Origin of the sequence: Georgenia sp. SYP-B2076 (genome assembly GCF_003991205.1) — a bacterium.
In the GTDB taxonomy this organism is placed as follows: domain Bacteria; phylum Actinomycetota; class Actinomycetes; order Actinomycetales; family Actinomycetaceae; genus Georgenia.
Window position 1 is genome coordinate 143,459 of sequence record NZ_RXOZ01000037.1, and the last position, 19,472, is coordinate 162,930.

At 68.6% G+C, this 19,472-nt stretch carries 17 protein-coding genes; all 17 read left to right on the forward strand.

The window, feature by feature from the left end:
- Positions 1-31: 31 nt before the first annotated feature.
- The 17 genes from EJK16_RS19050 to rpsS all read left to right on the forward strand — a co-directional run bounded on the left by EJK16_RS19050 (position 32) and on the right by rpsS (position 19,462).
- Entirely contained in the window at positions 32-673 is a 642-nt protein-coding gene (locus EJK16_RS19050) for a hypothetical protein (protein WP_127132238.1), read from the forward strand.
- The gene (locus EJK16_RS19055; RefSeq protein ID WP_127132240.1) at positions 670-1,152 is read left to right on the forward strand and encodes a hypothetical protein; all 483 of its coding nucleotides are present in this window, start codon (positions 670-672) and stop codon (positions 1,150-1,152) included. The genes EJK16_RS19050 and EJK16_RS19055 overlap by 4 nt, the downstream gene beginning before the upstream one ends.
- A 292-nt stretch (positions 1,153-1,444) precedes the next feature.
- Positions 1,445-1,966, forward strand: coding sequence for a 50S ribosomal protein L10 (gene rplJ, locus EJK16_RS19060; protein WP_127132242.1), 522 nt, complete (start codon positions 1,445-1,447; stop codon positions 1,964-1,966).
- An 81-nt stretch (positions 1,967-2,047) separates the two neighbouring features.
- Positions 2,048-2,431, forward strand: a complete 384-nt coding sequence (rplL, locus tag EJK16_RS19065; protein ID WP_127132244.1) for a 50S ribosomal protein L7/L12 — start codon at positions 2,048-2,050, stop codon at positions 2,429-2,431.
- A 227-nt stretch (positions 2,432-2,658) separates the two neighbouring features.
- Complete coding sequence (gene rpoB, locus EJK16_RS19070) at positions 2,659-6,168, forward strand: DNA-directed RNA polymerase subunit beta (protein WP_127132246.1); 3,510 nt, start codon at positions 2,659-2,661, stop codon at positions 6,166-6,168.
- Positions 6,169-6,301: 133 nt separating this feature from the next.
- Positions 6,302-10,192: a DNA-directed RNA polymerase subunit beta' gene (locus tag EJK16_RS19075; protein WP_127132248.1), complete on the forward strand. Its 3,891-nt coding sequence runs from the start codon at positions 6,302-6,304 to the stop codon at positions 10,190-10,192.
- A 463-nt stretch (positions 10,193-10,655) separates the two neighbouring features.
- Entirely contained in the window at positions 10,656-11,030 is a 375-nt protein-coding gene (gene rpsL, locus EJK16_RS19080) for a 30S ribosomal protein S12 (protein WP_127132250.1), read from the forward strand.
- The gene (gene rpsG / locus EJK16_RS19085) at positions 11,030-11,500 is read left to right on the forward strand and encodes a 30S ribosomal protein S7 (protein ID WP_127132252.1); all 471 of its coding nucleotides are present in this window, start codon (positions 11,030-11,032) and stop codon (positions 11,498-11,500) included. Before rpsL ends, rpsG begins: the two co-directional genes overlap by 1 nt.
- A 58-nt stretch (positions 11,501-11,558) precedes the next feature.
- Positions 11,559-13,661 (forward strand): elongation factor G, encoded by a 2,103-nt coding sequence (gene fusA, locus EJK16_RS19090; protein WP_127132254.1) that lies wholly within the window; start codon positions 11,559-11,561, stop codon positions 13,659-13,661.
- Between the two features lie 122 nt (positions 13,662-13,783).
- On the forward strand, positions 13,784-14,977 hold the full coding sequence (tuf, locus tag EJK16_RS19095; protein ID WP_127132256.1) for an elongation factor Tu: 1,194 nt from the start codon (positions 13,784-13,786) through the stop codon (positions 14,975-14,977).
- 744 nt (positions 14,978-15,721) lie between these two features.
- A complete protein-coding gene (locus EJK16_RS19100) occupies positions 15,722-16,045 on the forward strand; it encodes a hypothetical protein (RefSeq protein WP_127132258.1) in 324 nt (107 codons plus the stop codon).
- 292 nt (positions 16,046-16,337) lie between these two features.
- A complete protein-coding gene (gene rpsJ, locus EJK16_RS19105; RefSeq protein WP_006502853.1) occupies positions 16,338-16,646 on the forward strand; it encodes a 30S ribosomal protein S10 in 309 nt (102 codons plus the stop codon).
- A 10-nt stretch (positions 16,647-16,656) separates the two neighbouring features.
- Positions 16,657-17,325, forward strand: a complete 669-nt coding sequence (gene rplC, locus EJK16_RS19110; protein ID WP_127132260.1) for a 50S ribosomal protein L3 — start codon at positions 16,657-16,659, stop codon at positions 17,323-17,325.
- Positions 17,326-17,330: 5 nt separating this feature from the next.
- Positions 17,331-17,987: a 50S ribosomal protein L4 gene (gene rplD, locus EJK16_RS19115; protein ID WP_127132262.1), complete on the forward strand. Its 657-nt coding sequence runs from the start codon at positions 17,331-17,333 to the stop codon at positions 17,985-17,987.
- Positions 17,984-18,289, forward strand: coding sequence for a 50S ribosomal protein L23 (gene rplW / locus EJK16_RS19120; RefSeq protein WP_127132264.1), 306 nt, complete (start codon positions 17,984-17,986; stop codon positions 18,287-18,289). The genes rplD and rplW overlap by 4 nt, the downstream gene beginning before the upstream one ends.
- Before the next feature lie 36 nt (positions 18,290-18,325).
- Positions 18,326-19,162, forward strand: a complete 837-nt coding sequence (gene rplB / locus EJK16_RS19125; RefSeq protein WP_127132266.1) for a 50S ribosomal protein L2 — start codon at positions 18,326-18,328, stop codon at positions 19,160-19,162.
- Between the two features lie 18 nt (positions 19,163-19,180).
- Positions 19,181-19,462, forward strand: coding sequence for a 30S ribosomal protein S19 (rpsS, locus tag EJK16_RS19130; protein ID WP_127132268.1), 282 nt, complete (start codon positions 19,181-19,183; stop codon positions 19,460-19,462).
- The last annotated feature ends 10 nt before the right edge of the window (positions 19,463-19,472 follow it).

The window sequence follows — 19,472 nt, forward strand, 5'->3', positions numbered from 1 at the left end:
AGTCCCTGCCCCCCGACCGAGAGGAATGTCTGTGTACCACCTTCGACGATCGCTCGTCCTGCCCGCCCTGGCCGTGCTGGCACTGGCCGGGTGCGCGGCCGGCGGGGGAGGGGGCGCCGCTGACGCACCGGCCTCCGCGGCGAGCGAGGAGGCCGAGAACCCGATGACGCCGACCGACGAGCCGCTCGGCATCTCGCCCACCCGCCCCACCGGCGATGCGGTGGATCCCGTGAAGGGCCTCACGCTCACGCTTCCGGGTGGCACCGAGGAGGAGAGCTCCAAGGAGGAGTCCGGCCTGACGACCGTCGTGTACCGCCTGCCCGGCGGCGACGCCGCGTCCGGTCTGCCCGTCATCCAGGTCCAGAGCGACGACGGCGGCCGGGACCTCACCGAGGAGACGTACACCCAGCAGCAGGCGCTGGTGGGCGCGGGCATCAACAGCGACGTCCACCGGTCCGCCGAGACCTGGCCCGGGGCCGCCGAGGCCATGGCGCTCACCTGGACCCAGGCGGTGGAGGAGGACGGCGGCGGGAGCCACGCCAACGACGTGTTCTGGCTCTGGCTCGTCGACGAGCAGGGGCGGGGGTACAACGTCATGGCCGTGGCGCCCGAGGGCGAGCTGGAGCCCGGCTCCGAGACGTACGACGCCGTGCTGAGCGCGACCCTCGGATGACGACGTCCCGTCGCGCGCGGACCCGCCCCGCCCGGCACTGGCGCGAGACCGTCCTGACGAGCGTCATGGGCGCGGTGACCAACGTCGCCCTGACCTGGATGATCCTCGCCTCGCCCACGCTGTCCCTCCACCTCGGGCTCGCCAGCGCCAGCTGGGTGACGCCGATGGTGGGGGTCGAGCTGGTGCGCATGGCCCTGGTCGCCGTGATCGGGCTCGTCATGGTCAGGCAGCGTCACGGGCTGGAGGACCGCGCGCAGGCGGCCCGCCTCGCCGCCCGGTTCGGGGTGGGCACCTGGGCGCTGCTGACCCTCGTGGGCGTCCTCGCCGCGGCGGGCGACGTGAGCGCCTGGGGCACGGTGACGAACCTACTGACCTGGGTGGTGGGCGCCCTCCTCGGCGCGGTCTTCGTCGCTCCCGGGCCGCCCACCCGCGAGGAGAACGTGTACCTCCGCCGGCTCGACCAGGACGCCCGGGGCTGAGCGCGGGGCAGCCTCCGCGGCTGGGGGTGTGGGCAACGCCACTGCGGTCCGGGTCCGCCCGGGCGCCCCGCGCCTTGCCTGCCGGGCCCGCGCTCGGGTAGCGTGTGCTCTTGCCCAAGACCGCCGGTCGCCCGTCTGCCAGACGGGTCGAAGTCCGCAGCAGCGGAGCCAGCGCAGGTGAAGCAAAGAGCTCAGCAACGCCCTCGTGGCACCCGAGCCCCGCGCCCTCCTGCGCGGGGCTTTTTCTGTGCCCAGGACTTCACCATCGCGCGGCATTATCGGAAGGAGGGCCATGGCGAGGCCTGACAAGGTAGCTGCGGTTGCCGAGCTCACGGACCAGTTCCGGGAGTCCAGCGCCGTCCTGCTGACCGAGTACCGCGGGCTCAGCGTCGCCCAGCTCACGCAGCTGCGTCGCTCGCTCGCCGGTACCGCAAGCTACGCCGTGGTGAAGAACACGCTGACGGCCATCGCGGCGAAGGAGGCCGGCGTCGACGTTCTCGACGACGACCTCGCCGGCCCGACGGCCATCGCCTTCGTGACGGGTGAACCGTCCGAGGCGGCCAAGACCCTGCGTGACTTCGCCAAGGCGAACCCTCAGCTCGTGATCAAGGGTGGTGTCCTGGAGGGCAACAAGCTCTCCGCCCAGGACGTCTCCACCCTGGCCGAGCTCGAGTCCCGCGACGTGCTGCTGGGCAAGGCGGCCGGAGCGTTCAAGGCTGCGCTGTTCCAGGCTGCCTACCTCTTCACCGCGCCGGCCAGCAAGGCCGTGCGCACCATCGAGGCCCTGCGCGAGAAGCAGGCCGCCGAGGCCTGAGCCCCTGTGGGCCCCAGGCACGGCACGCACCACCCCCACCCTCTGCTCGCGTAGCAGGACAACCAGGAAGGAACGCCAACCATGGCGAAGCTCACCAACGAAGAGCTCATCGAGGCTTTCAAGGAGCTCACCCTCATCGAGCTCTCCGAGTTCGTGAAGCAGTTCGAGGAGACCTTCGAGGTCACCGCCGCCGCTCCCGCCGCCGTCGCTGCCGCGCCGGCCGCCGGTGGCGCTGCCGAGGAGGTCGAGGAGAAGACGGACTTCGACGTCGTCCTCGAGACCGTCGGTGACAAGAAGATCCAGGTCATCAAGGAGGTGCGCGCCCTCACGTCCCTCGGTCTGAAGGAGGCCAAGGACCTCGTGGACAGCGCCCCCAAGGCCGTCCTGGAGGGCGTCAACAAGGACGCCGCCGAGAAGGCCAAGGAGACGCTCGAGGGCGCCGGAGCCACCGTCACCCTCAAGTGACACATCACCGGGCCCGGCGCGCCACGCGCGCTGCCTGAGCCCGGATCTCGATGTCGAGGCCCGCACCGCCACGGTGCGGGCCTCGACCGCATGAGTGCCCCCCTGGACAGTGCACCATCCAGAGGGTATGCTGACGCTTTGCGCTGACTTGTGCCTGTAGAACAGGCCTCCCACCCGCCCCAGGTCGTCAGCGCTGTGTGCAATCAATTCGCAGGGAAGGACCCCCTTTGGCTGCCTCGCGCACCTCTTCCGCACCTACTGCAGACGCTATCGCGGCCCGCACAGCTTCGCGGCGTGTCTCATTCGCCAAGATCCACGAGCCGCTCCAGGCCCCGAACCTCCTGGGCCTGCAGACCGAGAGCTTCGACTGGCTCCTCGGTGACGACGCCTGGCGCGCCCGCGTCAAGGCTGCTGCGGAGGTCGGCGACACGAACGTGCCCGCGACCTCCGGCCTTGAGGATATCTTCTCGGAGATCTCCCCGATCGAGGACTTCGGCCAGTCGATGTCCCTCTCCTTCCGCGACCACCGCTTCGAGCCCCCGAAGTACACGGCCGAGGAGTGCAAGGAGAAGGACTTCACCTATGCCGCCCCGCTGTTCGTGACGGCGGAGTTCGTCAACTACACCACGGGCGAGATCAAGTCGCAGACCGTGTTCATGGGCGACTTCCCGCTCATGACCGAGCGCGGCACGTTCATCATCAACGGCACCGAGCGCGTCGTCGTCTCGCAGCTCGTGCGCTCCCCGGGCGTCTACTTTGAGAAGGTTGCCGACAAGACCTCCGACAAGGACGTCTTCACCACGAAGGTCATCCCCTCGCGCGGCGCGTGGCTCGAGTTCGAGATCGACAAGCGCGACGCCGTCGGCGTCCGCATCGACCGCAAGCGCAAGCAGTCCGTGACCGTGTTCCTGCGCGCCCTGGGCATGACCGAGGGCGAGATCCGCGAGCAGTTCGCGGACTACCCGGTGCTGATCGAGACCCTCGAGAAGGACAACGTCCACACCCAGGACGAGGCGCTGCTCGACATCTACCGCAAGGTCCGCCCGGGCGAGCCGCCCACGGTCGAGGCCGGCCGCACCCTGCTGGAGAACTACTACTTCAACCCGAAGCGCTACGACCTCGCGAAGGTCGGCCGCTACAAGATCAACAAGAAGCTCGGCGAGACCACCGACCTGGGCGAGTCCGTCCTGCGCATCGAGGACATCACCGCGGCGATCAAGTACCTCCTCGCCCTGCACAAGGGCGACGAGGAGCTCCCCGGCACCCGGAACGGCGAGCCGGTCCAGGTCCGCGTCGAGACTGACGACATCGACCACTTCGGCAACCGCCGCATCCGCGCGGTCGGCGAGCTGATCCAGAACCAGGTCCGCACCGGCCTGTCCCGCATGGAGCGCGTCGTCCGCGAGCGCATGACCACGCAGGACGTCGAGGCCATCACCCCGCAGACCCTGATCAACATCCGCCCCGTGGTGGCGTCGATCAAGGAGTTCTTCGGGACGTCACAGCTCTCGCAGTTCATGGACCAGAACAACCCGCTGGCCGGGCTGACGCACAAGCGGCGTCTCTCCGCGCTGGGCCCGGGTGGCCTGTCCCGTGACCGCGCCGGCATGGAGGTCCGCGACGTCCACCCGTCGCACTACGGCCGCATGTGCCCCATCGAGACCCCTGAGGGCCCGAACATCGGCCTGATCGGCTCGCTGGCCACCTACGCCCGCATTAACCCGTTCGGCTTCGTCGAGACGCCGTACCGGACCGTCACGGGCGGCCAGGTCAGCGACGACGTCGTGTACCTCACGGCCGACGACGAGGACCGGCACATCATCGCCCAGGCCTCCGCGCCGCTGACCGAGGAGGGCCGCTTCGCCGAGGAGCGCGTCCTGTGCCGCCTCAGCGGCGGTGAGCCGGCCCTCGTGCCGGCCGACGAGGTCGACTACATGGACGTCTCCGCCCGGCAGATGGTGTCCGTGGCCACGGCCATGATCCCGTTCCTCGAGCACGACGACGCCAACCGCGCGCTCATGGGCGCGAACATGCAGCGCCAGGCCGTGCCGCTGATCCGCAGCGAGGCCCCGCTGGTCGGCACCGGCATGGAGTGGCGCGCGGCGGTCGACGCCGGCGACGTCATCCTCGCCGCCAAGGCGGGCGTGGTCACGGAGGTCTCGGCCGACGCGATCCACGTCGCCGCGGACGACGGCACGAACCAGGTGTACCGCGTCGCGAAGTTCCGCCGCTCGAACCAGGGCAACTCCTACAACCAGCGCGTGCTGGCCGAGGAGGGCGCCCGCGTCGAGGTCGGCTCGGTCCTCGCGGACGGCCCCGCCACCGACGAGGGCGAGCTCGCCCTGGGCCGCAACCTCATGGTCGCGTTCATGTCGTGGGAGGGCTACAACTACGAGGACGCCATCATTCTGTCCCAGCGTGTCGTGTCGGACGACCTGCTGACCTCGATCCACATCGAGGAGCACGAGGTCGACGCGCGCGAGACCAAGCTGGGCGCCGAGGAGATCACCCGGGACATCCCGAACGTCTCCGAGGAGGTCCTGGCCAACCTCGACGAGCGCGGCATCATCCGCATCGGCGCCGAGGTCAGCGCGGGCGACATCCTCGTCGGCAAGGTCACGCCCAAGGGCGAGACCGAGCTGACCTCCGAGGAGCGCCTCCTGCGGGCGATCTTCGGCGAGAAGGCGCGTGAGGTGCGCGACACGTCGCTGAAGGTGCCCCACGGCGAGTCCGGCATCGTCATCGGGATCCGCGAGTTCAGCGCGGACAACGACGACGAGCTGCCGCCCGGCGTCAACCAGATGGTCCGGGTCTACATCGCCCAGCGACGCAAGATCACCGACGGCGACAAGCTCGCCGGCCGCCACGGCAACAAGGGGGTCATCTCCAAGATCCTGCCCGTGGAGGACATGCCCTTCCTGCCCGACGGCACCGCCGTCGACGTCATCCTCAACCCGCTCGGCGTGCCCGGCCGCATGAACATCGGCCAGGTCCTCGAGCTGCACCTCGGCTGGATCGCGGCGCAGGGCTGGGACGTCACCGAGGCCAAGAAGCAGGCCGAGGAGTGGACGCGGCAGATGTCCGACGACTCGCTCGTCGCCGGGCCCCGCACCACGGTCGCCACACCGGTGTTCGACGGTGTGCAGTACGAGGAGCTCCAGGGCATGCTCGCGCACACCCTGCCCAACCGCGACGGCGAGCGCATGGTCGGCACGGACGGCAAGGCGCAGCTCTTCGACGGCCGCTCCGGCGAGCCGTTCCCGGAGCCGATCTCGGTGGGCTACATGTACATCCTGAAGCTGCACCACCTCGTGGACGACAAGATCCACGCGCGCTCCACCGGCCCGTACTCGATGATCACGCAGCAGCCGCTGGGTGGTAAGGCGCAGTTCGGTGGCCAGCGTTTCGGCGAGATGGAGGTGTGGGCCCTCGAGGCCTACGGCGCCGCCTACGCCCTGCAGGAGCTGCTCACCATCAAGTCCGACGACGTCACCGGTCGCGTGAAGGTCTACGAGGCCATCGTCAAGGGCGAGAACATCCCGGAGCCCGGTATCCCCGAGTCCTTCAAGGTGCTCATCAAGGAGATGCGGTCGCTGTGCCTGAACGTCGAGGCGCTCGACGCCGAGGGGAACGCCATCGAGATGCGTGACGCCGACGACGAGGTGTACCGCGCCGCGGAGGAGCTCGGCATCGACCTCTCCCGCCGCCCGGACGCCAGCAGCGTCGAAGAGCTCTAGCCCCGTCTGGGGCCGGCCGGGAGGCGCCGGGGGAAGAACGGAACACGTTCTCCCGGCGCCCCCGGCACGCACGGCCCCGCCGGCGTCAACAACATGGAAGTACACGGTGTTCTACCGGAGGAAGTAGGAACCCTTGCTCGACGTCAATGTCTTCGACCAGCTGCACATCAGCCTCGCGACGGCAGCCGACGTGCGCGAATGGTCGCACGGTGAGGTCAAGAAGCCCGAGACGATCAACTACCGCACGCTGAAGCCGGAGAAGGACGGCCTCTTCGGCGAGCAGATCTTCGGCCCTACCCGCGACTGGGAGTGCGCGTGCGGCAAGTACAAGCGCGTGCGCTACAAGGGCATCATCTGCGAGCGCTGCGGCGTTGAGGTCACCCGCTCGAAGGTCCGCCGTGAGCGGATGGGCCACATCGAGCTCGCCGCTCCCGTCACGCACATCTGGTACTTCAAGGGCGTGCCCTCACGCCTGGGGTACCTGCTCAACCTGGCCCCGAAGGACCTCGAGAAGGTCATCTACTTCGCGGCCTACATGATCACCGAGGTCGACGACGAGGGTCGTCACGAGGACCTGCCCTCGCTCCAGAACGAGATGGACCTGGAGAAGAAGCAGGTCGAGACGAAGCGCGACTCGGACATCGAGACCCGCGCGCAGCGCCTCGAGGCCGACCTCGCCGAGCTCGAGGCGTCCGGCGCCAAGGCGGACGCCCGCGAGAAGGTGCGCAAGTCCGCCGAGCGCGAGATGACGCAGATCCGCAAGCGCTCGGAGCAGGACCTGGACCGGCTCGACCGCGTCTGGGACCGCTTCAAGAACCTCAAGGTCGGCGACCTCGAGGGCGATGAGATGCTCTACCGCGAGCTCAACGCCCGCTACGGCATCTACTTCAAGGGCTCCATGGGCGCCGAGGCGATCCAGAAGCGCCTCGAGACCTTCGACCTGAAGGCCGAGGGGGAGTCCCTGCGCGAGACCATCGCCACCGGGACCGGGCAGCGCAAGACCCGGGCGCTCAAGCGCCTCAAGGTCGTCAACGCGTTCCTGAGCACCGGCAACTCGCCCATGGGCATGGTCCTGGACTGCGTCCCGGTCATCCCGCCGGACCTGCGCCCCATGGTCCAGCTCGACGGCGGCCGGTTCGCCACGTCCGACCTGAACGACCTGTACCGCCGCGTCATCAACCGGAACAACCGCCTCAAGCGGCTCCTGGACCTGGGCGCGCCGGAGATCATCGTCAACAACGAGAAGCGCATGCTCCAGGAGTCCGTGGACGCGCTGTTCGACAACGGCCGCCGCGGGCGCCCGGTGACGGGCCCGGGCAACCGCGCCCTCAAGTCGATCTCGGACATGCTCAAGGGCAAGCAGGGCCGGTTCCGCCAGAACCTGCTCGGCAAGCGCGTGGACTACTCCGGCCGGTCGGTCATCGTGGTGGGCCCCACACTCAAGCTGCACCAGTGCGGCCTGCCCAAGCAGATGGCGCTCGAGCTCTTCAAGCCCTTCGTCATGAAGCGGCTCGTGGACCTCAACCACGCCCAGAACATCAAGGCGGCCAAGCGCATGGTCGAGCGCTCCCGCCCGCAGGTGTGGGACGTGCTCTCGGAGGTCATCCGCGAGCACCCTGTGCTGCTCAACCGCGCGCCCACGCTGCACCGCCTCGGCATCCAGGCGTTCGAGCCCCAGCTGGTCGAGGGCAAGGCCATCCAGCTCCACCCGCTCGTCTGCGGCGCGTTCAACGCCGACTTCGACGGCGACCAGATGGCCGTGCACCTGCCCCTGAGCGCGGAGGCGCAGGCCGAGGCCCGCATCCTCATGCTCTCGAGCAACAACATCCTCAAGCCGTCGGACGGCCGCCCGGTGACCATGCCCACCCAGGACATGATCATCGGCCTGTTCCACCTGACGTCGGACCGCGAGGACGCCAAGGGCGCCGGCCGCTCCTTCGCGTCGGTCGCCGAGGCCATCATGGCCTACGACGCCGGCTCGCTGGACATCAACGCCGTCGTCAAGATCCGCTTCGACGGCCTCGTGCCGCCGGCCGGCTGGGTCGCGCCCGAGGGCTGGGAGGAGGGGGACCCGGTCCTCCTCGAGACCAGCCTGGGCCGGACCCTGTTCAACGAGCTCCTGCCGGTGGACTACCCGTACATCAACGGCGTGGTCGACAAGAAGGTGCTCGGGTCGATCGTCAACGACCTGGCGGAGCGGTACCCCAAGGTCGAGGTCGGGGCCAGCCTGGACGCGCTCAAGGAGGCCGGCTTCAAGTGGGCCTCCCGCTCGGGCGTGACCATCGCCGTCTCCGACGTCGTCGCGCCGGCCGCCAAGGCCGACATCCTCGAGAAGTACGAGGGCGAGGCCGCCAAGATCCAGGACCAGTACGAGATCGGTCTGATCACCGACGACGAGCGCCGTCAGGAGCTCATCGACATCTGGACCCAGGCCACCAACGAGGTCGACGTCGCGATGCGGGAGAACTTCCCCGAGCGCAACACCGTCTTCCGGATGGTCTCTTCCGGTGCTCGTGGTAACTGGATGCAGGTGCGTCAGATCGCCGGTATGCGTGGCCTCGTGGCGGACCCGAAGGGCGAGATCATCCCTCGCCCCATCAAGTCCAACTACCGCGAGGGCCTGTCGGTGCTCGAGTACTTCATCGCCACCCACGGTGCCCGCAAGGGCCTGGCCGACACCGCCCTGCGGACCGCCGACTCCGGGTACCTCACCCGCCGCCTGGTGGACGTCTCCCAGGATGTCATCGTCCGCGAGGACGACTGCGGCACCCGCATGGGCCTGACGCAGACGATCGCCGTGGAGGGCGCCGAGGGCAACCTCGTGCGCGCCGACACGGTCGAGACGAGCGTCTACGCCCGCACCATCGCCACCGACGTCAAGGACGCGGACGGCAACGTCCTCGCCCACGCCGGCGACGACGCGGGTGACGTGGTCATCGCCAAGCTCATCGCGGCGGGTGTCACCGAGGTCAAGGTGCGCTCCGTGCTCACCTGCGAGTCGCGGGTCGGCACGTGCGCGAAGTGCTACGGCCGCTCGCTGGCCACCGGCCTGCTCGTGGACATCGGCGAGGCCGTCGGCATCATCGCGGCCCAGTCCATCGGTGAGCCCGGCACGCAGCTGACCATGCGTACCTTCCACACCGGTGGAGCCGCCTCCGCGGAGGACATCACCCAGGGCCTGCCGCGTGTCCAGGAGCTGTTCGAGGCCCGTACCCCCAAGGGTGAGGCCCCGATCGCCGAGGCCGCCGGCCGGATCAAGGTCGACGACTCCGAGCGCACGCGCAAGCTCGTCATCACCCGCGACGACGGGCAGGAGGACGCCGTCTACCCGGTGACCAAGCGCGCGCGCCTGCTGGTGGAGGACGGCGAGCACGTGGCCGTGGGCCGCCAGCTCATCGCCGGCGCCGTGGACCCGAAGAAGGTCCTGCGCATCCTCGGCCCGCGCGCCACGCAGAAGCACCTGGTGGAGCAGGTCCAGGAGGTCTACCGCTCGCAGGGCGTGGACATCCACGACAAGCACATCGAGGTCATCGTGCGGCAGATGCTGCGGCGCGTGACCGTGCTCGAGCCCGGCGAGACCCGCCTCCTGCCCGGTGAGCTCATGGAGCGCACCAGGTTCGAGGACGAGAACCGCCGCGTCGTCTCCGAGGGTGGCGCCCCCGCCGCCGGACGCCCGGAGCTGATGGGCATCACGAAGGCCTCGCTGGCCACCGACTCGTGGCTCTCCGCCGCCTCCTTCCAGGAGACGACGAAGGTGCTCACCGAGGCGGCCATGAGCGGCCGTCGTGACCCGCTGCTCGGCCTGAAGGAGAACGTCATCCTCGGTAAGCTCATCCCGGCCGGCACGGGCCTGCCCCGCTACCACGAGGTCGTCGTGGAGCCGACCGAGGAGGCCAAGGCCCAGGCGTTCAGCCGCATGGGCTACAGCGACATCGACTTCGCCCCCGCCACGGGGACGGGCGACTCGATCCTGCTCGAGGAGCTGGACTTCGGTCCGGACACCTACGGGCTGGAGTTCCGCTGACGTCACGCGCATGACGGCGGGGCCGTGGGGTCACCCTCACGGCCCCGCCGCGTGTCCGGCGTCAGCCATCCCGCTCGCCCCGACGGCGAGCGGACTACCATCCAGCGCCACCGGCGTGGTGCAGACCACGCCGCTGCGCTCTCCTACGCTTTGACGAGGGAAACGGCCCCGGAGTAGTCTGGTCGGCGGTGCCCGCGACAACGGGCTCTCGTGTGTGCGCCTCTCGCGCCGGCAGTGACAACGCTGCGCAGTGAGGTGCCCGCAGGCGTCCTCGCCAGCTGCAACCAGTGTCCGTCCCCTTCGCGGGTGGCTGGCCTCAGGTGTCCGCCGCTGGGCGACACGCCCGACAACGGGGGCAAGGGGAGCGAGCCTGGACGGGCCGTCCCAGCGGTCCGGGCCGGTCGACCCCATGGTCGGGCGAGCAGAAACATCGAACAGCTAAGAACTTCGAGACGGAGACGTAGTGCCCACGATTCAGCAGCTGGTCCGCAAGGGCCGCAGCGTCAAGGTCGGGACTTCCAAGACGCCGGCCCTCAAGGGCAGCCCGCAGCGTCGCGGTGTGTGCACCCGCGTGTACACCACGACCCCGAAGAAGCCGAACTCGGCTCTTCGCAAGGTCGCCCGCGTGCGCCTGTCCAGCGGCGTCGAGGTCACCGCATACATCCCCGGCGTCGGCCACAACCTCCAGGAGCACTCCATCGTGCTGGTGCGCGGCGGTCGTGTGAAGGACCTGCCGGGTGTGCGATACAAGATCGTCCGCGGCGCGCTCGACACCCAGGGTGTCCGTGGCCGCCAGCAGGCCCGCAGCCGCTACGGCGCCAAGAAGGAGAAGAAGTAATGCCTCGTAAGGGCCCCGCCCCGAAGCGTCCGCTCGTCGTCGACCCGGTCTACGGCTCCCCGGTCGTGACCCAGCTGGTCAACCGCGTGCTCACGGACGGCAAGAAGTCCACCGCCGAGCGCATCGTCTACGGCGCCCTCGAGGGTGTCCGCGACAAGACGGACAGCGACCCGGCCGTCGTGCTCAAGCGCGCGCTGGAGAACGTCCGCCCCTCCCTCGAGGTGCGCTCGCGCCGCGTCGGTGGCGCGACCTACCAGGTGCCGATCGAGGTCCGTCCGGTGCGCCAGACGACCCTCGCGCTGCGGTGGCTCGTCGACTACGCGCGCTCGCGCCGCGAGAAGACGATGACCGAGCGCCTGATGAACGAGATCCTTGACGCCTCCAACGGCCTCGGTGCCGCCGTGAAGCGCCGCGAGGACACGCACAAGATGGCCGAGTCCAACAAGGCCTTCGCGCACTACCGCTGGTAGTTCAACGGCGTAGTCCGCACCTGTCCTTACGTTCCGACACGACCGAAGAGAGCTCCACGTGGCACTTGACGTGCTGACCGACCTGACCAAGGTCCGCAACATCGGCATCATGGCGCACATCGACGCCGGCAAGACGACGACGACTGAGCGGATCCTGTTCTACACCGGGATCAACTACAAGATCGGCGAGACGCACGACGGCGCCTCGACGATGGACTGGATGGAGCAGGAGCAGGAGCGCGGGATCACCATCACCTCCGCGGCCACCACCTGCTTCTGGAAAGACAACCAGATCAACATCATCGACACCCCCGGCCACGTGGACTTCACGGTGGAGGTCGAGCGCTCCCTGCGCGTGCTCGACGGCGCCGTCGCGGTCTTCGACGGCAAGGAGGGCGTGGAGCCCCAGTCCGAGACGGTGTGGCGCCAGGCGGACAAGTACAACGTCCCGCGCATCTGCTTCGTGAACAAGATGGACAAGCTCGGCGCGGACTTCTACTTCACCATCAAGACGATCGAGGACCGCCTCAAGGCGACCCCGCTCGTCATGCAGCTGCCCATCGGCTCGGAGAACGACTTCACCGGCGTCGTCGACCTGGTCAACATGCGCGCGCTCACCTGGCGCGGCGAGGTGAAGATCGGCGAGGACTACGAGGTCGAGGAGATTCCCGCCGACCTCAAGGACAAGGCCGAGGAGTACCGCGCCAAGCTCATCGAGCAGGTCGCGGAGGCCGACGAGGAGCTGCTCGAGAAGTACCTCGGTGGTGAGGAGTTCACGATCGAGGACATCAAGCGCGGTGTCCGCATCATGACCATCACCAGCCAGGCCTACCCGGTCTTCTGCGGCTCGGCGTTCAAGAACAAGGGCATCCAGCCCATGCTCGACGCCGTGATCGACTACCTGCCCACGCCCCTCGACGTCGGCGCCATCCACGGCCACGCGCTGGGTGACGAGGAGAAGATCGTCGAGCGCCACCCCGACGAGAAGGAGCCCTTCTCCGCGCTCGCCTTCAAGGTCGCGACGCACCCGTTCTTCGGCAAGCTCACCTACATCCGGGTCTACTCCGGCAAGGTGGCCCAGGGCGTGCAGGTGCTCAACTCGACCAAGGGGAAGAAGGAGCGCATCGGGAAGATGTTCCAGATGCACTCCAACAAGGAGAACCCGATCGAGGAGGCCCACGCCGGCCACATCTACGCGTTCATCGGCCTCAAGGACGTCACCACCGGTGACACCCTGTGCGCCCTCGACGCGCCGGTGGTCCTCGAGTCGATGTCCTTCCCCGAGCCGGTCATCCACGTGGCCATCGAGCCGAAGACCAAGGCCGACCAGGAGAAGCTGGGCACGGCGATCCAGAAGCTGGCGGAGGAGGACCCCACCTTCACCGTCAAGCTGGACGACGAGACCGGCCAGACCGTCATCGGCGGCATGGGCGAGCTCCACCTCGACATCCTCGTGGACCGCATGCGCCGCGAGTTCAAGGTCGAGGCGAACGTCGGCAAGCCGATGGTCGCCTACCGCGAGACGATCCGCCGCAAGGTGGACAAGCTCGACTACACGCACAAGAAGCAGACCGGTGGCTCCGGCCAGTTCGCCAAGGTCCAGATGTCCTTCGAGCCGCTGGACACCACCGAGGGCGAGCTGTACGAGTTCGACAACAAGGTCACCGGTGGCCGCGTCCCGCGCGAGTACATCCCCAGCGTGGACGCGGGCGTCCAGGACGCCCTCCAGGGCGGTGTCCTCGCGGGCTTCCCGCTCGTGGGCGTCAAGGCCACCCTGCTCGACGGCGCCTACCACGAGGTCGACTCCTCCGAGATGGCCTTCAAGATCGCCGGCTCCATGGCGCTCAAGGAGGGTGTCCGCAAGGCGGACCCCGTCCTGCTCGAGCCGATGATGGACGTCGAGGTGCGTACGCCCGAGGAGTACATGGGTGACGTCATTGGCGACCTCAACTCCCGCCGTGGCATGATCCAGTCGATGGAGGACGCGAGCGGCGTCAAGGTCGTCCGTGCTCTCGTGCCGTTGTCGGAGATGTTCGGCTACGTCGGCGACCTGCGGTCCAAGACCCAGGGGCGCGCGGTGTACTCGATGCAGTTCGACAGCTACTCGGAGGTTCCTCGGAACGTCGCCGAGGAGATCATCAAGAAGACCCGGGGCGAGTGAGTCCCACAGGTCGACCCGCAAGTAACCCATAACCGACCCGTAGGATCGCATCCGCCCAGGCAGGAGCAGCCACGCCCCTGCTAGAGCTGAGAGACAACTACCCAAGTCCCAGGAGGACCCCAGTGGCGAAGGCCAAGTTCGAGCGGACCAAGCCGCACGTCAACATCGGCACGATCGGTCACGTCGACCACGGTAAGACGACGCTGACCGCTGCCATCTCCAAGGTGCTGGCTGACAAGTACCCGGACCTGAACACGTTCACGCCGTTCGACCAGGTCGACAACGCTCCCGAGGAGCGCCAGCGCGGTATCACGATCAACGTCTCGCACGTTGAGTACCAGACGGAGAAGCGCCACTACGCGCACGTTGACGCGCCCGGTCACGCTGACTACATCAAGAACATGATCACCGGTGCCGCCCAGATGGACGGCGCGATCCTGGTGGTCGCGGCGACCGACGGCCCGATGGCCCAGACCCGCGAGCACGTCCTGCTCGCCCGCCAGGTGGGTGTTCCCTACCTCCTGGTGGCGCTGAACAAGTCCGACATGGTCGAGGACGAGGAGATCCTCGAGCTCGTCGAGATGGAGGTCCGCGAGCTGCTGTCGAGCCAGGGCTTCGACGGCGACAACGTGCCCGTGGTCCGCGTCTCCGCGCTCAAGGCGCTCGAGGGCGACCCGGAGTGGGTCAAGTCGGTCGAGGACCTCATGGAGGCCGTCGACGAGAACGTGCCGGACCCGGTCCGCGACATCGACAAGCCCTTCCTCATGCCCATCGAGGACGTCTTCACGATCACTGGCCGCGGCACCGTCGTGACCGGTCGTGTGGAGCGCGGTCAGCTCAAGGTCAACGAGGAGGTGGAGATCGTCGGCATCCACCCGGAGAAGCAGAAGACGATCGTCACCGGCATCGAGATGTTCCGGAAGCTGCTCGACACCGCCGACGCCGGCGAGAACGTCGGTCTGCTGCTGCGCGGCACGAAGCGCGAGGAGGTCGAGCGCGGGCAGGTCGTCTGCAAGCCGGGCTCGATCACCCCGCACACCAACTTCGAGGGTCAGGTCTACATCCTGGCCAAGGACGAGGGCGGGCGTCACAACCCGTTCTACTCGAACTACCGCCCGCAGTTCTACTTCCGCACCACCGACGTCACCGGCGTCATCACGCTGCCCGAGGGCACCGAGATGGTCATGCCCGGCGACAACACCGAGATGACGGTCGAACTGATCCAGCCGATCGCCATGGAGGAGGGCCTCGGCTTCGCCATCCGCGAGGGTGGCCGCACCGTCGGCTCGGGCCGGGTCACCAAGATCATCAAGTGACTCCCCGCCGGGGGCGACCCCGGCCGCCGGCCAGGCCGGCACAGCAGGACCGGAAGGGCCCGGCAGCTCCCAGAGCTGCCGGGCCCTTCGGCGTTCCGAGCTGCCGACGCTGGGGGAACCGGAGTGCGCCGCGCGTGGCTGCACCCGCGCCGGGCATGCGTGTCCCGGGGGCATCCAGCAGGACATGACGGATGTACCCCCGCGCGGTTCCGAGTGCCTCACGGAGCTGACCGGGTGCGGGTCCCATCGAAGACCTGTTGCGCGGGCTGACCAGGCGGCTTGGCACTGACGGCGACCGGCCCGCGGCATTGGCCAAAGGGAAACCTTCGTACGGATAATCCGTACGAAGCTTTCGGCGTCGGGGAACCGCTGGAGCGGTGTGGCCGGGTGGGCGGCAGGGACTAGCCGCGGAGGAGCGATTGGCAGTGGCGGCGGCCCGCCGGGCATGGCTACGCCGGGCGCCGGCCTGCTGACCGCGGGGTACCTCCGGCAGACACCTGACGGATGTACCCCGGGGGCGGTCCTGAGCGTCGCCGAGCTGATGAGGTGCCGGTCCCATCGGAAATCTGTTGCGTGGGGCGGCCTGCGCGCCGGCTCTGAGGGCACCGAGCCAGTGGAGACCACTAACGAGCCAGTGGAGACCACTAACGGGGAAACTTCGTACGGATAGTCCGTACGAAGGCTTCTGCATCGCGGGGACGGGCGGAACGGAGCCGGCCACCGCGCCGCTCGACCTCGAAGCCGGTGGCCGAGTCCACTGGGCCCGACGCCGACGCCGACGCCGACGCCGACGCCGACGTGGACGCCGACGCGGACGTGGACGCCGACGCGGACGTGGACGCCGACGCGGACGTGGACGCCGACGCGGACGTGGACGCCGACGCGGACGTGGACGCCGACGCGGACGCCGACGCCGACGCGGACGCCGACGCCGGCAGCTGCCGGGGAGCAGGCGCCCGAGCCCGCGGGGCCCCCCGCCGACGTCGGCGGCTACGCGACGTCGCGGTGTGCAGCCTCACAGCGGCCGATCCGCCCGGGGGGTCGCCGCTTGGTGTCGCGGGCTGGTAATGTGGCGGAGCCGGGTTGCGCGGTCGCGCACCTGCCGGGAAGTGACTGGCCTCTCACCGCGAGGGGTAGGTCCCGATTGGCCATGCGCCTGTCGTTCTGGCAGACTAGTCCGGTTGCCTGGGGTTAGGCCTCAGGCGTCACGACTGCTGGAACGGGCGCCACCGCCCGGTCCCACAAGCATCACAACGACCAGCCCCGTACCGGGGTACCCGGTCGGGTTTGCCGCAAAAAGCGACACGCCCGAGTGCGGGGGTCGGTACAGGTAGCGGTACGAGAGAGGTTAGACGACGCCATGGCGGGACAGAAGATCCGCATCCGGCTCAAGTCCTACGACCACGAAGTCATCGACAGCTCGGCGCGCAAGATCGTCGACACGGTGACTCGCGCTGGTGCGACGGTCGTGGGCCCGGTGCCGCTGCCGACGGAGAAGAACGTCTTCGTCGTCATCCGATCGCCCCACAAGTACAAGGACAGCCGCGAGCACTTCGAGATGCGCACGCACAAGCGGCTCATCGACATCGTCGACCCGACGCCGAAGGCCGTCGACTCGCTCATGCGACTCGACCTGCCGGCCGACGTCAACATCGAGATCAAGCTCTGAGGACCCTGTAATGACTACGACTTCCCAGCAGGCTGCTGGCACCGCCGTCAAGGCGCTGCTCGGCACGAAGCTCGGCATGACCCAGGTCTGGGACGAGGCCGGGCGCCTCGTGCCAGTCACGGTCGTCCAGGTGGGCACCAACGTGGTGACGCAGGTGCGTACCCCGGACGTGGACGGCTACAGCGCCGTCCAGCTCGCCTTCGGCCAGATCGACCCTCGCAAGGTCACCCAGCCCCTCAAGGGCCACTTCGAGAAGGCCGGGGTCACCCCACGCCGTCACGTGGCCGAGATCCGCACCAGCGACGCCTCCGAGTACAACCTCGGCCAGGAGATCACGGTGGAGGCCTTCGCGGCCGGCACCACGGTCGACGTCTCCGGTACGACCAAGGGCAAGGGCTTCGCGGGCGGTATGAAGCGCCACGGCTTCCACGGTGTGGGGGCCTCGCACGGCTCGCACAAGAACCACCGCAAGCCGGGCTCCATCGGTAACGCCTCGACGCCCTCGCGGGTGTTCAAGGGCCTGAAGATGGCCGGTCGCATGGGGCATGACCAGCACACCACCCAGAACCTCACGATCCACGCCGTCGATGCCGAGAGAGGTCTCCTCCTCGTCACCGGTGCGGTGCCCGGCCCCAAGGGCGGCGTCGTCGTGGTCCGTACTGCCGCGAAGGGGGCGTGAGCCTCATGGCCACCACGCAGACCGTCGACGTGCTCGACGCCTCGGGCGCGAAGGCCGGCAGCGCCGACCTCCCCGCCGAGATGTTCGACGTCCAGACGAATGTCCCGCTCATCCACCAGGTCGTCGTGGCTCAGCTCGCCGCCGCGCGTCAGGGCACGCACTCCACCAAGACCCGCGGCGAGGTCCGCGGTGGTGGACGCAAGCCCTACAAGCAGAAGGGCACCGGCCGCGCCCGTCAGGGCTCGACCCGCGCCCCGCAGTTCGCCGGTGGTGGCGTCGTCCACGGCCCGCAGCCGCGTGACTACAGCCAGCGCACGCCCAAGAAGATGAAGGCCGCCGCCCTGCGCGGGGCCCTGTCGGACCGGGCCCGCGCCGGCCGCGTGCACGTGGTCAGCTCGCTCGTCTCGGGCGAGACGCCGCGGACCGCTGCCGCCCTCGCCGCGCTTAGGAACGTCGTCGCCGAGCGCACCGCGCTCGTCGTCATCGAGCGCACCGACGAGCTGACCGTGCTGAGCCTGCGCAACGTGCCGGCCGTGCACCTGCTGTGGGTCGACCAGCTCAACACCTACGACGTCCTGGTCAACGACGACGTCGTGTTCACCGCCGGTTCCCTCGCTGCCTTCATCGGCGGCGCACCGGTGGCCGAGGAGGAGTCGAAGTGAGCGTCGAGGCGAGCAAGAACCCCCGCGACATCATCATCAAGCCGATCGTCTCCGAGAAGAGCTACGGCCTGATCGACGGCGGCAAGTACACCTTCGAGGTGGACCCCCGCTCGAACAAGACCGAGATCAAGAACGCCATCGAGAAGATCTTCGAGGTGAAGGTGTCCTCGGTGAACACGCTGAACCGTGCGGGCAAGTCTCGCCGCACCAAGTTCGGTCTTGGCAAGCGCAAGGACACCAAGCGCGCGATCGTCACGCTGCGCGAGGGCACCATCGACATCTTTGGCGAGGTGGCCGGCTGACGCCGGTCTGCCAGAGAAGATTGAGGATCGACACCCATGGGAATCCGTAAGTACAAGCCGACGACGCCGGGCCGCCGCGGTTCGAGCGTGGCTGACTTCGTCGAGATCACCCGGTCCGAGCCGGAGAAGTCGCTGGTCCGCCCGCTGACAAAGACCGGTGGCCGTAACTCCACCGGTCGGATCACCACCCGTCACAAGGGCGGTGGCCACAAGCGCGCCTACCGCGTGATCGACTTCCGTCGTCACGACAAGGACGGCGTGCCGGCGAAGGTCGCGCACATCGAGTACGACCCGAACCGCACCGCGCGCATCGCGCTCCTGCACTACGCCGACGGCGAGAAGCGCTACATCATCGCGCCGAACAAGCTGAAGCAGGGCGACCGCATCGAGAACGGCGCCGGGGCTGACATCAAGCCCGGCAACAACCTCCCGCTGCGCAACATCCCGGTCGGTACGGTCATCCACGCCATCGAGCTCAAGCCCGGTGGCGGCGCGAAGATCGCCCGGTCGGCCGGCACGTCCGTGCAGCTCGTCGCGAAGGAGGGCAAGTTCGCGCAGCTGCGGATGCCCTCCGGCGAGATCCGCAACGTCGACGCACGCTGCCGCGCCAGCATCGGCGAGGTCGGCAACGCCGAGCAGTCGAACATCAACTGGGGCAAGGCCGGCCGCATGCGGTGGAAGGGCAAGCGCCCGACCGTCCGTGGTGTGGTCATGAACCCGGTCGACCACCCGCACGGTGGTGGCGAGGGCAAGACTTCCGGTGGCCGCCACCCGGTCAGCCCCTGGGGCAAGCCCGAGGGCCGCACCCGCCGTCCGAACAAGCCGAGCGACAAGCTCATCGTGCGCCGTCGCCGTACCGGCAAGAAGCGCTGATAGGGAGAGGGCGACGACATGCCGCGCAGTTTGAAGAAGGGTCCGTTCGTCGACGACCACCTGCAGAAGAAGGTGGACGCCGCTAACGAGAAGGACTCCAAGAACGTCATCAAGACCTGGTCCCGTCGGTCCGTGATCACCCCCGATTTCCTGGGGCACACCTTCGCGGTGCACGACGGGCGCAAGCACGTCCCGGTCTTCGTCACCGAGTCGATGGTCGGCCACAAGCTCGGGGAGTTCGCCCCGACCCGCACCTACCGCGGGCACGACAAGGACGACCGCAAGGCCCGCCGCCGCTAGGCGAGCCTTC